Below are 14175 nucleotides of genomic sequence, written 5' to 3' on the forward strand. Positions count from 1 at the left end.
GCCTACCAGACCGACAAGCCGCAATTCAAGTTCTTCGACGCCCAGTCCGAAGCGCTGTTCAAGACGCTGTCGGCAAAGCTCTCGGGCTACGAGATCGCGCTGCAAGGCTCCAACCGCGACGAAAACAAGTTCATCGTCGCCGCCTACAACGACCGCACGCCGGGTTCGCGCTACATCTATGACGCCACCACCGACACGCTCACCAAGCTGGCCGACATCAACCCAGCCATCCCGGAAGCGGACATGGCGCACGTGCGCCCGATCAGCTATCAAAGCCGCGACGGCCTGACCATCCACGGCTACCTGACGCTGCCCGCCGGGCGCGATCCCAAGAACCTGCCTTGCATCGTGAACCCGCACGGCGGCCCGTGGGCACGCGACGGCTGGGGCTACAACCCCGAAACGCAGTTCCTGGCCAACCGCGGCTTCTGCGTGCTGCAGATGAACTTCCGCGGTTCGACCGGCTACGGCCGCGCCTTTTGGGAAGCCAGCTTCGGACAATGGGGCCTGAAAATGCAGGACGACATCACTGACGGCGTCCAATGGCTGATCAAGGAAGGCATCGCCGACCCCAAGCGCATCGGCATCTACGGCGCCAGCTACGGCGGCTACGCCACCCTGGCCGGCGTGACGTACACGCCAGACCTCTATGCCGCCGCAGTGGACTACGTGGGCGTGTCGAACCTGTTCACGTTCATGAAGTCCATTCCGCCGTACTGGAAGCCCATGCTGGACAAGATGCAGGACATGGTGGGCCATCCGGAGCGCGACCACGACCGTCTGGCGGCCACCTCGCCGGCGCTGCATGCGGACAAGATCAAGACGCCGCTGTTCATCGCGCAGGGCGCCAAAGACCCCCGCGTGAACAAGGATGAAAGCGACCAGATGGTCAAGGCGCTGAAGGCCCGCGGCATCGAAGTGGAATACATGGTCAAGGACAACGAAGGCCACGGATTCCACAACGACGAGAACAAGTTCGAGTTCTACGAAGCGATGGAGAAGTTCCTGACGGAACACCTCAAGCCCTAGCCTGTAGTTGAAAGGAACCTCGGACCGGCCCTAGTCGCCCGAGGCTTCCTGAGCGGCCAACGGCGCGTTGGCCGCCACGCCGCCCACCTGCACACGGCCCGCGCCGCGCCCGGAAAATGCCATCTCCACGCGGTCGCGGCCTTGTTCCTTCGCGCGGTACAACGCCACATCGGCGCGCGCCAGGATCACGTCGGCGCTGTCGCCCGGCTGGTAGGACGCCAGGCCGCCGCTGGTGGTCATCTGCACTTCCCCCCCCTGCAAATACAGCGGCGTGTCCCGCAATGCGTCGCACACCCGCTGCGCGTGGATCAACGCCCGCGCCGGATCACAGTCATACATCAGCAGCACGAATTCTTCGCCGCCCAGCCGGCCGAAGCGGTCCGAGGCGCGCACCGCGTTCTGCACCACCTGCGCGTAATGCCTCAGCGCGGTGTCTCCGGCCGCGTGGCCGTAGCGGTCGTTGATGGATTTGAAGTGGTCGATGTCCAGCACCAGCACGGCCAACTGGCCGTCCATGCGGCTGCATCGCTGCAGCTCGTGCTCCAGTTCGTCCAGGATGCTGCGCCGGGAATACGCGCGGGTCAGGCTGTCGAACGTCAGCGCGGCCTGCATCTGTTCCGACAGACGGGTCTGGATCAGCAGCAACAGGGCCAGGAACAGCGCGGGCACGGTGACCGATCCGCATACGATGAAGAACAGCCCCCAGGATGACGGTTGCAGCAGGGAGACAGGCGGCGCCAGGCCAGCGGCATAGATCACCGCGCGCGCCGCATGCAGGCCGGCCAGGCCGAAGGTCGCCAACATCAGATAAAGCGTCACGCCGCGCGTCTGGATATCGGCGCGCTGCCGGTAGATCACCCAGCCCGCCATCGCCATGTAGACGCAGGTATAGGCCGAGAACAGCACCATGCGCCCGACGAGGTTGTCCTCGCCATACAGCATCACGGCCAATGCCAACAGGCACGCCGCGCTGATACCCGAAGTACGCACGATGTGCGGGCGCAGGCCGAAGAACTGGCGCAGGCCCACATAGACCAGGCCCACCGCGCATACCCACGCGGCGTTCGACGCCATGACATAAATGCCTGCGGCGATGAACTCCGCCGACGCGTACGACAACAGGGACAACACGGCCAGCGCATTGGCCGCGATGAACGCCTGGACGCCGCCCACGCCGCGCGCCTGGAACGGCAGCAGCAGCGGCAACGCCAACGCCGTAGCCAGCCCCCACATCAGGAAGAACAAGGAAGTCGTCATGGTTTTTGCCGGGTCGCGCCTTCAGGCGCTTGCCGTCGCTTGGAATTGCCGTTGCACTGGGTTCGTAAGTGGAAACGCGTTACACGTCAGCATTTTTGATGCTTTTTGTTACCAGAAGGACAAATGAACGCACGGCACGCAGGACGGGCTAGAGCCGTCGCGAGGCGAATGCGATTTATCCAGAACCTTTACCAGCCGCGCCAGGACGATTGCACGGTATGCAACGAAGAATACGCCAAGGGCAGCGCGCCGGGATCGTCCTTTGCAGTAATTGACAGTTGAATTTGCGGAAAACCCCTACAGTCCCATTTGTCGCAGGAGCCGCAAGAAGCCCCTCGACCACGCCCTACGGGCGTGGCGCGTACTAGCCATGCACCGCCTCAGCGCGCGTGCGAAGGTCCCCGTAGCGGGCGCCGCGCAGTCCAAACCACATGTTCGCCTCCCTTCCCGAGGGCGCCCCGCGCGCCGCTCGAGTCGCTGCCGGTTCTGCCGCCAGCGCGCCCGCAGGGCGGCGGAGCCATGAACATCCCTAGTCGCAACTGCGGAAGTACAACAGATGCAAAATAGAGGACCCAAGCAACCCCCGGTTGCCCGAACGACATTGCGCCGATTGGCCGCCTGCGCGGCCCTGGCACCCGCCTTGGCCCTGGCGGGCCCGGCGGACGATTACGACGCCTTGATCCTCCGCGCCCGTGCCGGCGACTACGAGCCCGCGCTGGCCATGCTGCGCCAGCAAGGGCCGGCCGCGGGCGCCCGCGCCATCCAAGATCACATCATCATCGCCGGTTGGGCCGGCAAGCCCGCCGAGGCCATCGCGGCCTATGAATCCCTGCCGTCCGGCGCCGCGCTGCCCGGCGACGTGCAGTTGGCGGTGGCCCGCGCCTACCGCGACGAACGGCGCTGGCCGCAAGCCCTGGCCGCCTTCCGCGAGGGGATCCGCCGCCACCCCGGGCAGTCCGCTTTTGCCGCCGGCGAAATCATGACGTTGGCGGACGCCGGCCAATTCGACCCGGCCCTGGCCGCCGGCCGGAAATGGGTGGCGAGCCTACCCAGGAACCCCGACGCACGCCTGGCGCTGGCCTATGTCCACGCCCGCCAGGGCCAGCCCTTCGAAGCCCTGCATCAGACGGATCTGGCGCAAGGCCTTGCCCCCGATTCCCCTGCCGTGCAGCGCGAATACATTTACGCGCTGCAGCGCGCCCGCATGGCCGACACGGCGCTGGAACGCGCGCGGCGGCATCCGGACCTGTTCAATGCCGCCCAAATGCGCGGCTTCGAGGCCGATGCACTGGCTCAGCAGGTGCGTCTGGCGGCGATGCCGACCCGCAGCGAGGCCGAGCGCTTCGTGATCGCAGACCGCGCGCTGGCCCGCTATGACACGCTGATTCCTGCCTGGCGGCAATTGGGCGACGCGGCGCGCGACGACGTCACGCGTGCCCGCATCGACCGCTTGCACGCCCTGCATGCGCGCGTGCGCATGGCCGATCTGACGCAGGAATACGAAGCGCTGGTCGCCGAAGGCGTGACCGTGCCGCGCTATGCCCTGAACGATGTGGCCTCAGCTTATCTGTACCTGCGCCAGCCTGAACGCGCCCGCGACCTCTACCAACAGGTCGCGGCCGACGACGCCTTCAACAATGACGATCCCGAGCAGCGGCTGGCCAACCAGACGGGGCGCTACTACGCGCTGGCCGAAGGCGAGCAATACGACAAGACTGGCGCGGTGACCGAAGCCGTGCAGTCGGGCTATGCCCCCTGGCTTTACTACAAGGGCCAGGCCACCCGCATGCCCAACGACCTGAACCTGGAAAGCAGCCAGACGCTTGCCGCCGCCCGCCTGCAGGCCGACGACACCGTTGCCGCGCAAGCGAGGCTGGAAGACATGGTGGCCAACGCCCCCAACAACTCCAGCCTGCGCAGCGACCTGGCCGGCCTGTACCGCGCGCGCTCGTTGCCGCGCGCCTCGGAAGCCGAACTGAAAATGGCCGAAACCCTGGCGCCCCGCAGCGTCGGGGTGGAAAACGGCCAGGGCTTCACCGCGCTGGACCTGCAGGAATGGCGGCAGGCGGAAGCGCTGTCCGCGGACACGCTGGCGCGCACGCCCGAAAACCTGACCAGCCGCCGCCTGGCGCGCGAATGGGAAGTCCACAACAAGGCCGAATTGCGGCTCAGCGGTTATCGGGGGCTGGCCTCGGACAGCCCCGTCACCGGCAACGGCGACTTCGGCATCGATGCCGTGCTCTATTCCTCGCCCATCGACTACAACTGGCGCGTGTTCGGTGGCGGCGGCTATGCGGCAGGCGACTTCGAGGAAGGCCGCGGCAACTACCGCTGGCTGCGCACGGGCGTGGAATGGCGCGGCCGCGACCTGACCGTCGAAGGCGAAGTCTCCACCCATGACTACGGCCATGGCGTGAAACCGGGTGTGCGCCTGTCGGCCGCCTACGACCTGGACGACCACTGGCAGATCGGCGGCTCGGGCGAAATCATGTCGCGCGAGACGCCGCTGCGCGCCCTGACCAACGACATCTCATCCAACCGCCTGACGGGATTCGTGCGCTGGCGCGCCAACGAACGGCGCGAATGGACGCTGGCGGTCGCCCCGTCCCGCTTCAGCGACGGCAACCGCCGCTGGGAACTGGGCGTGAACGGCCGCGAGCGCGTCTACACCGCCCCGCACCTGAAAGCGGACCTGGAGCTGGACCTGTCGTCCCAGCACAACACGCGTGACGACGCGCCCTACTTCAACCCGAAGGCCGACTTCATGGCGGTGCCGGGCGTGCGCCTGACGCATACCCTCTACCGCCGCTACGAAACCGCATGGGAACAGATCGGCACGCTGGGCGCCGGCACCTACAGCCAACAGGGCTACGGCACCGGCGGCGTGCTGGCGCTGGGCTACGGCCAGCGCTACCGCGCCAACGACGTGCTGGACATGGGCGCGATGGTCACCGGCATCAGCCGCCCCTACGACGGCGTGCGCGAACGCGAACTGCGCATCGTGTTCGACCTTGCCTATCGCTTCTGAACCTCCATCCAAACCTGGACCCAGAACCCGTCATGCCGCTTAACACCCCTACCCGCTTGATCCTGGCTGGCTTGCTGCTGCTGGTCATCCTGGCCCTGACCGCCTGCGCCAAGGACATTCCCGTCTTCACGCCGCCGGCCGAGCGCCCCGTGGCCCCCGCCGAGCAGGCCTGGAAGCCGGATCAATTCCTGGCGCTGGCCTATCACGACGTCGAAGACGACGACCCCGACCAGGGTTTCTTGAGCGTGCGCACCGACCGGCTGGTCGACCAGCTGGCCTGGCTGCGCGCCAACGGCTACCAGGCCGTGTCCGTCGACCAGATCCTGGCGGCGCGCCAGGGCGGCCAGCCGCTGCCCGAACGCGCCGTGCTGCTCTCGTTCGACGACGGCTACCGCAGTTTCTACACCCGGGTGCTGCCCATCCTGAAAGCCTATGGCTGGCCCGCGCTGCTGGCTCCCGTCGGCGTCTGGATGGATACGCCGGCCGACAAGCCGGTGGACTTCGGCGGCAGCCCCGAGGCGCGCGATCGCTTTTTGACCTGGGACCAGATCCGCGAAATCTCGCAGTCCGGCCTGGTGGAAATCGCCGCGCACACCGACGCCTCCCACTACGGCGCGCTGGCCAATCCCCAGGGCAACACCGAACCGGCCGCGGCCATTCGCGCCTACAACGCGCAGACCCGCCAATACGAAACCGAAGCCGAGTTCAACGCCCGCATGGGCCGCGACGTGGCTGCCATCACCGCCAAGATCCGCCGCGTCACCGGCCACGCGCCCCGCGTCTGGGTCTGGCCCTATGGCGCCGAAGGCGGCTCCACGTTGCGCATCGCAGGCGAGCACGGCTATCAGTTGGCCCTCACGCTGGAAGACGGCGCCGGCCGGCTGGGCCGCCTGATGTCCACGCCCCGGCTGCTGCTGTCCAGCGACCCGGCCCTGAAACCCTTCGCCAACAGCGTCGTCGGCATGGAGGCGAACCCCTTCATGCGGGTGGCGCACGTCGACCTGGACTACGTCTACGACCCCGATCCGGTGCAGACCGATCGCAACCTGGGGGAACTGGTGCAGCGCATCCTGGACATGCAGATCAACACCGTTTTCCTGCAAGCCTATGCGGATCCCGAAGGCGACGGCCTGGTGAAGTCGGTGTACTTCCCCAACCGCTGGCTACCCATGCGCGCCGACCTGTTCAACCGCGCGGCCTGGCAATTGCACAACCGCGCCAATGTGATGGTCTATGCCTGGATGCCGGTGCTGGCCTTTGACCTGGACCCGTCCCTGCCGCGCGTCATCCGCTGGGACCCCGAGGCGGCAGGCGCGCCGCAAGCCGACCCCGACCAATACCGCCGCCTGTCGCCCTTCGACGCCACCGTGCGCGCCCGCATCGGTGACCTGTACGAAGACCTGGCGCGCTACGCGATCTTCGACGGCCTGCTGTTCCACGACGACGCCCTGCTGTCCGACTTCGAAGACGCCAGCCCCGCAGCACTTGCCGCGTACCGCGCGGCGGGCCTGCCTGGCAGCATCGCCGAGCTGCGCGCGGACCCGGACACCCTGCAACGCTGGACACGCTTCAAAAGCCGTGCCCTGGTCGATTTCACCGCCAGCCTCACGCAGCGCGTGCAAGCGGTGCGCGGCCCGCAGATCAAGACCGCCCGCAACATCTATGCGCAACCCGTCCTGAATCCGGAATCCGAGACCTGGTTCGCGCAGAACCTGGACGACTTCCTGGGCGCTTACGACTGGACCGCCCCCATGGCGATGCCCTTGATGGAAAACGTGCCGAAAGGCCACGAAAACGCCTGGCTGGATTCGATGGTGGATGCCGTCGCCCGCCGTCCGGGCGCGCTGGGCAAGACCGTGTTCGAACTGCAAAGCCGCGACTGGCGCGCGGGCCCCGGCCAGCCCGAAGGCGCGCCCGTGGACACCGCGGTATTGGCCGGCTGGATGCAGCGCCTGCAACGGCGCGGCGCGCTCAGCTTCGGCTACTACCCCGACGACTTCTCGCAGGACCAGCCCCGGTTGCAAGGCATCCGGCCCGCCATCTCCGAAGCGTGGTATCCCATCCGATGATCGACCGTCTGCTCGCCCTGATAATCCTTTGCGCAGTGCTCGGCGCGCCGTTCGGCTTCACCTTGATGCTGACCGGCGAAGCGTTGCTGGGCTTCGTCTTCTTCTACCCCCTTTTCATGTCTGGCATGTGGATGGCCGGCGGCATCTACTTCTGGTGGCATTGGGAACGCCATTGGGCATGGGGTAAGGACCGCCAGCCGCCTCTGCTTGCCGGCGACCCGCTGGTGTCCATCCTGGTGCCCTGCTTCAACGAAGCCGGCAACGGCGAAGAAACCTTGCTGGCCGCGCTGAACCAGAACTATCCGCACATCGAAGTCATCGCCATCAATGACGGCTCCAGCGACGGCACCGCCGCCATGCTGGACCGGCTGGCGGCATCGCAGCCGAAACTGCGCGTGCTGCACCTGGCCCAGAACCAGGGCAAGGCGATGGCGCTGCGCATGGGCGCCTTGGCCGCGCGCAGCGAATACCTGGTCTGCATCGACGGCGACGCGGTGCTGGACCCGGACGCGGCCGCATATCTGGTGGCGCCGCTGATCGACAATCCGCGCGTTGGCGCCGTCACCGGCAACCCCCGCATCCGCACGCGCTCGACGCTGATCGGCCGCATCCAGGTGGGCGAGTTCTCGTCGATCATCGGCCTGATCAAGCGCACGCAGCGCGTCTACGGGCAGGTGTTCACCGTGTCCGGCGTCGTGGCCGCGTTCCGTCGCGCGGCGCTGGACCGCGTGGGCTACTGGAGCCTGGACATGATCACCGAAGACATCGACATCAGCTGGAAGCTGCAACGCGACCACTGGTCGATTTTCTACGAACCGCGCGGACTGTGCTGGATCCTGATGCCCGAGACCCTGCGCGGATTGTGGAAGCAGCGCTTGCGCTGGGCCCAGGGCGGCGCCGAGGTTTTCTTGAAGAACCTGCGCTCGATCTGGAGCTGGCGCCATCGCCGGCTGTGGCCGCTGGTGGCGGAATTCTGCCTGTCTACCGCCTGGGCGTTCGCCTTCGCGATTTCGGTGCTGCTGTGGGTTGTCAGCCAGTTCGTCGCCCTGCCCAACCAGATGCAGATCGCCAGCCTGATGCCGCCCGCCTTCACCGGCATGATGCTGGCGATGGTGTGCCTGCTGCAATTTGCCGTCAGCATCCTGATCGACCGCCGCTATGAACCCGGCCTGACCCGCGCGCTGTACTGGGTCATCTGGTATCCGCTGGCCTACTGGATGGTCAGCCTGTTCACCACCCTGGTCAGCTTTCCCAAAGTCATGCTTCGCAAGCAGGCCCGGCGCGCGCGCTGGACCAGCCCGGACCGGGGCATCAAATCACCGGACGCATCATGATCATCACCACGCAACGCTCGCGCGCGGGCTATCTGTTCGACCTGCTGCTGACCGCCGTCGGCTGGTTCGCCTTCGTCTATCTGTTCGGTTCGGGCATCGTGGCCATCCTGCGCGCCGCGGCGGGCGGGCCCGACGTGGCCCTGTGGCCCGTCTTCCTGCCCACCGTGCGCACGCTCTGGGGATATGGATTGCTGGCGCTGGCGAATGCCGCCTTGCTGGTGGGCTGGGCGGTCTACAACCACCGGCGCTTTGGCGGCAAGGACCGCCGCAAGCCCATCAAGCCGCTCTCGGACCATCGGCTGGCCAAGAGCTTCGCCGTCACGCCCGCCCAGCTTGCGCAGCTGCGCGCAGCCCGGGTATCGGTCATCCACCACGGCGCCGAAGGCGAGATCCTGGACATCGAAAAAAGCCAGCCCCGACTGCGCGCGGTCCAGGCGGGCTGAGGGCAAGCGGGCGTGTGCCGGCCCCGCGCGTCAGCCCCGGGCCGTGCCCGCCCGGGGCTTTTCCACATTCGGCAGCAGGATCGCCACCACGCCCAGCAGCGGCAGGTACGCGCACACCTGGTACACGTAGCCCAGGCTGGTCGCGTCCGCCAGCTTGCCCAGTGCCGCGGCGCCCACGCCGCCCATGCCGAACGCGAAGCCGAAGAACAGGCCGGCGATCATCCCCACCTTGCCCGGCACCAGTTCCTGCGCATACACCACGATGGCGGAAAACGCCGACGCCAGCACCATGCCGATCACCACCACCAGCGCGCCGGTCCAGAACAGATTCGCGTAGGGCAACATCAGCGTGAACGGGGCCACGCCCAGGATGGACACCCAGATCACGATCTTGCGGCCGACGCGGTCGCCGATGGGCCCGCCCACCACCGTCCCCACCGCGACCGCGGCCAGGAACAGGAACAGGTACAGCTGCGCCTCGCGCACCGACAAGCCGAACTTGCCGATCAGGTAGAAGGTGAAATAGCTGTTCAGGCTGGCCAGATAGAAGTACTTGGAAAACACCAGCACGCCCAGCACCGTCAAGGCGCCCAGCACCTGATTGCGCGACAGCCCGTTGCCTGCCCCGTCGCGCCGAGCGCGCGGTTTGAGGCGGACGCGGTTGGCGCTGTACCAGCGCCCGATCCCCGTCAGCACGACAATGCCGAACAGCGCCGCCAGCGAAAACCACGCCACGCTGCCCTGCCCGTGCGGAATGATGAAAAGCGCCGCCAGCAGCGGCCCCAGCGCCGACCCCACGTTGCCCCCCACCTGGAAGAGCGACTGCGCCAGGCCGTGACGTCCGCCCGAGGCCATGCGCGCCACCCGCGACGATTCCGGATGGAACACCGACGACCCCGTTCCCACCAGCACGGCCGCCACCAGCAGCCAGCCGAACGACGGCGCCACCGACAGCAGCAGCAGGCCCACCAGCGTGAAGCCCATGCCCACCGGCAAGGAATACGGCTTGGGATGACGGTCGGTATAGAACCCGATGAACGGCTGCAACAGCGACGCGGCCAGTTGATAGACCAGCGTGATCATCCCGATCTGCGCGAACGACAGGCTGAACGACTCTTTGAGCATCGGATAGATGGCCAACAGGATCGACTGGATCATGTCGTTCATCAAATGCGCCACGCTGATGGCGCCCAGCACCTTGAAGGCGGTGGACGGGTCCGACGCCGCCGGGGTGGCGGCCTGCGCGGAAGCGGGAGCGGGGATGGAAGCGTCCGTGACGCCGGCAACGGGGTTCTGGGCGGAATTCATGGTGCGCATGCAAAAGGGCAGGACGACCCGGCGCCATTGCCGGGACCAGAGGACAGTGTAGGAATCCGGCGCCTCTAAGAACTGCCAATTTTCGTCGCTGAAGTGACAAAATACGGCTACGGCGCTTCTACGGGCCGCCTCATCCTTTTGTCGGAAGTGACACTCATGCCCGCTCGCCTGCCCTTGCCCGACCCTGCCCGCAGCATCAATGCCCAGGACTATCAGCACCTGCCCCGCGCGGTCACGGCCATGGCCAAGGAATTCCCGGCCGGCGCCCAGACCGGCGCCCACTCCCATCCCCGCGCCCAGCTGATCTACGCGGTCGAAGGCGTCATGCGCGTCACCACGCCCAGCGGCTTCTGGGCGCTGCCGCCGTTGCGCGCGCTATGGGTGCCGGCGGGCGTGCCGCACGGCGTGGACATGGTGGGCGCGGTATCCATGCGGTCGCTCTACATCCAGGCCGAGGCCGCGGCGGGCTATTGGCGGCAATGCCAGGTAGTCGAGGTCAGCGGACTGCTGCGCGAACTGATCCTGGCGCTGACGGCGGCGCCCGTCGACTACCCGCTGGGCGGCCGCGACGAGCAGGTCGCCGCGCTGATCCTGTCCGAACTGGCCGCCGCCCGCGTGGTGCCCATCCAGATCCCGTGGCCGCGGGACCGCCGCCTGCAGACCATCTGCATGGCCATCCTGGACCAGCCTGGGCTGCAACGCGGCATCGAAGACTGGGGCAGCGAAGTCGGCGCCAGCGCCCGCACCCTGATCCGGCTGTTCCAGGCCGAGCTGGGCCTGAATTACCGGCAATGGGTGCAGCAGGTGCGGCTGGCGGACGCGGTGTGCCGCCTGTCGCTGGGGGTGCCGGTTGCGCGCATTGCGGCCGACCTGGGCTACCGCAGCCCCAGCGCGTTTAGCGCGATGTTCCATCGGGCGCTGGGCGCGCCGCCGCAGCGCTACCTGCAGGACGCCGATGCGCTGAACCGACGCTGAATTCCGACAAAAGCGTGCAACCGGCCTTGCCGTTTGTCACGGCGCGCAATACATTTCACAGCGCATTTCATCGCGCACGCGCGCGAAAGCCGCGCCCCGCGTATGCTAGACCCCGTCCCTATATTTACGTGGCACACGCCCCCCACCTTGCCCCGGCAATTTTGGTTACTGAAACCTTATTGCGCCATGGCCGGTCTATAGCGTTCTGTCCTAGAATCGCCTGCAATGAGCACCCCCCAGCAATCCTCCGCCACCCCGGGCGGCAAATCGGGCCTTCCCTGGAAACGAATCCTGGTCAAAGCGGGCATCGCCGTGGCCGGCGCCGGCGTGTGCGGAGCCGTCCTGTTGGGGCTGGCCCTGGCGCTGGCCTGGCCCAGCCTGCCCGACCTGCACGCGATGACGGACTACCGCCCGCGGGTGCCGCTGCGCATCTACACGGCTGACAAGGTGCTGATCGGCGAATACGGCGAAGAACACCGCAACGTGCTGCGCTTTGACGAGATCCCGCCCGTGATGCGCCAGGCGGTGCTCGCGGCCGAGGACGACCGCTTCTACAGCCACGGCGGCGTCGACTGGATGGGCGTGGCGCGCGCCGTGCTGACCAACGTCGTCAAGGGCTCGAAGTCGCAGGGCGGCAGCACGATCACCATGCAGGTGGCGCGCAACTTCTACCTGTCGTCGGAAAAGACCTACTCGCGCAAGTTCTACGAACTGCTGCTGACCTTCAAGATCGAAAACGAGCTCAGCAAGGACCAGATCCTTGAGCTCTACATGAACCAGATCTACCTGGGCCACCGCGCCTACGGCTTCGCCGCCGCCTCGCGCACCTACCTGGGCAAGCCGCTGTCGGAAGTGACGCCGGCCGAAGCCGCCATGCTGGCCGGCATCCCCAAGGCCCCGTCGCGCTTCAACCCCATCACCAATTTCCCGCGCGCGGAAATCCGCCAGCATTACGTGCTGGGCCGCATGAAGACGCTGGGCTACCTGACGCCCGAGCAGGCCGACGAAGCGCTGAAGCAACACCTGACGATCCGCGGCGCGGACGGCACCAGCGCGCGCGGCTTCGCCGTGCATGGCGACTACCCGGCCGAACTGGCGCGCCAGCTGATGTACGGCGTGTTCCAGGAAGAAACCTATTCCAAGGGCATCGACGTCTACACGACGATCGATTCCAAGGCCCAGGAAGCCGCCTACCGCGCCGTACGCGACGGCGTGCTGGACTACACGCGCCGCGCCGTCTATCCCGGCCCGGAAGACCAGCTCGACCTGCCCGACGGCGTCGAGAACGATCCGCAGGCGCTGGACGAGGTCCTGGACGGCGTGCAGGACAAGGCGCCCGACAGCGAAGACCTGCTCGCCGCCGTGGTGCTGTCGGCCAGTCCCACGGAAGTGAAGCTGGCGCGCAGCGGACGCGACCTCATCACCATCTCGGACAAGAAGGCGCTGGCCGTCGTCGCCCGCGCCCTGAACCCGAAGGCCAGCGACAGCCAGCGCATCCGCCGCGGCTCCGTCGTCTACATCCACAAGACCGGCGACAAGGACTCGGACAGCTGGGAAATCATCAACATGCCGGCGCTGCAAGCGGCGCTGGTGTCCATGACGCCCGAGGACGGCGCCATCCGCGCCATGATCGGCGGCTTTGACTACAACCGCGGCACCTTCAACCGGGTGACCCAGGCCTGGCGCCAGCCGGGGTCCAACATCAAGCCGTTCGTCTACGCCGCGGCGCTGGAGCGGGGGTTCACGCCCGCGACCCAAATCTCGGACCAGCCCTTCATGCTGACGGCCGCCCAGACGGGCTCTAAGGATTGGCAGCCCAAAAACGATGGCAACAAGTACGAGCCCATGCTGACCCTGCGCCAGGGCCTGTACCGTTCCAAGAACATGGTGTCTATCCGCATCCTGCAGGCCATCTCGCCGCAGTACGCGCAGGACTACCTGACCCGCTTCGGCTTCGACAAGTCCCGCTGGCCGGCCGTGCTGCCGCTGGCGCTGGGCGCGGGCGGCGCCACGCCCTTGCAGGTGGTCAACGGCTACAGCGTCTTTGCCAACGGCGGCTATCGCGTCACGCCCTATCTGGTGGACCATGTGACCGACCGTTCCGGCAAAGTGCTGATGCAGGCGCAGCCCGTCAAGGCCGGCGACGAAGCGGCGCGCGCCATCGACCCGCGCACCGCCTGGGTCATGGACGACATCCTGCGCGGCGTGGCCACCAGCGGCACCGCGGCGCGCGCGCACCAGGTGCTCAAGCGCAACGACGTCGGCGGCAAGACCGGCACCACCAACGAAGCCGTGGACGTCTGGTTCTCGGGCTTCACGCCCGCGCTGGCGACGACCGTCTGGATGGGCTTTGACCAGCCCAAGTCGCTTGGCACGAACGAGTTCGGCAGCGGCCTGGCCCTGTCGACCTGGCTGGACTACATGCAGCCGGTGCTCAAGGGCGTGCCGGACGCCAAGCCGGCGCCGCGTCCGGACGGCCTGCTGGTGGAAAACGGCGAATACTACTTCTCGGAATTCCCGCCGGGACAGGCCGTGGCCTCGCTGGACTTGTCATCCGGCGACGCCCTGACCGACTTCCTGAACAACAACCGCTCCACCGACGGCGTCGATACCTCCGTCAAGCCGCTGCCGGCCCCCGGCGCGGCCTTGGCGCCGTCGGATCCGAACAGCGCCGTGCAGGCCCCGCTGATGCCGATCCCGGCGCCCCGCGCGGACAACGCGCC

Annotated in this window: 9 protein-coding genes; 7 read left to right on the plus strand and 2 right to left on the minus strand. The window is 67.2% G+C overall.

Annotation, left to right across the window (positions count from 1 at the left end):
* The coding region (locus ACO6D5_RS08910) for an alpha/beta hydrolase family protein (protein ID WP_485825175.1) at window positions 1–1029 on the plus strand (1029 nt) is incomplete at its 5' end.
* 30 nt (window positions 1030–1059) lie between these two features.
* Here the strand turns inward: ACO6D5_RS08910 and ACO6D5_RS08915 are convergent.
* Window positions 1060–2286 (minus strand): GGDEF domain-containing protein, encoded by a 1227-nt coding sequence (locus ACO6D5_RS08915; protein WP_485825176.1) that lies wholly within the window; start codon window positions 2284–2286, stop codon window positions 1060–1062.
* Window positions 2287–2842: 556 nt separating this feature from the next.
* On the opposite strand from ACO6D5_RS08915, the gene pgaA reads away from it, so the two are divergent.
* The 4 genes from pgaA to pgaD are packed head-to-tail and all read left to right on the plus strand — an operon-like array spanning window position 2843 to window position 9160.
* Window positions 2843–5314 carry a poly-beta-1,6 N-acetyl-D-glucosamine export porin PgaA gene (gene pgaA / locus ACO6D5_RS08920; RefSeq protein WP_485825177.1) on the plus strand — a complete coding sequence of 824 codons (2472 nt, stop codon included), beginning with the start codon at window positions 2843–2845 and terminating at the stop codon, window positions 5312–5314.
* A gap of 32 nt (window positions 5315–5346) precedes the next feature.
* Complete coding sequence (gene pgaB / locus ACO6D5_RS08925; RefSeq protein ID WP_485825178.1) at window positions 5347–7383, plus strand: poly-beta-1,6-N-acetyl-D-glucosamine N-deacetylase PgaB; 2037 nt, start codon at window positions 5347–5349, stop codon at window positions 7381–7383.
* Complete coding sequence (gene pgaC / locus ACO6D5_RS08930; RefSeq protein ID WP_485825179.1) at window positions 7380–8717, plus strand: poly-beta-1,6-N-acetyl-D-glucosamine synthase; 1338 nt, start codon at window positions 7380–7382, stop codon at window positions 8715–8717. Before pgaB ends, pgaC begins: the two co-directional genes overlap by 4 nt.
* Window positions 8714–9160: a poly-beta-1,6-N-acetyl-D-glucosamine biosynthesis protein PgaD gene (pgaD, locus tag ACO6D5_RS08935; RefSeq protein WP_485825180.1), complete on the plus strand. Its 447-nt coding sequence runs from the start codon at window positions 8714–8716 to the stop codon at window positions 9158–9160. The genes pgaC and pgaD overlap by 4 nt, the downstream gene beginning before the upstream one ends.
* A gap of 30 nt (window positions 9161–9190) precedes the next feature.
* Here pgaD and ACO6D5_RS08940 read toward each other — a convergent pair whose 3' ends face one another.
* Entirely contained in the window at window positions 9191–10468 is a 1278-nt protein-coding gene (locus ACO6D5_RS08940) for an MFS transporter (RefSeq protein WP_485825181.1), read from the minus strand.
* A 165-nt stretch (window positions 10469–10633) separates the two neighbouring features.
* Here ACO6D5_RS08940 and ACO6D5_RS08945 point away from each other — a divergent pair, with 165 nt between their 5' ends.
* Window positions 10634–11452 (plus strand): helix-turn-helix transcriptional regulator, encoded by an 819-nt coding sequence (locus ACO6D5_RS08945; protein ID WP_315528348.1) that lies wholly within the window; start codon window positions 10634–10636, stop codon window positions 11450–11452.
* A gap of 225 nt (window positions 11453–11677) precedes the next feature.
* The coding region (locus tag ACO6D5_RS08950; protein WP_485825182.1) for a penicillin-binding protein 1A at window positions 11678–14175 on the plus strand (2498 nt) is incomplete at its 3' end.

The sequence above is a fragment of the Achromobacter sp. genome, assembly GCF_057314935.1.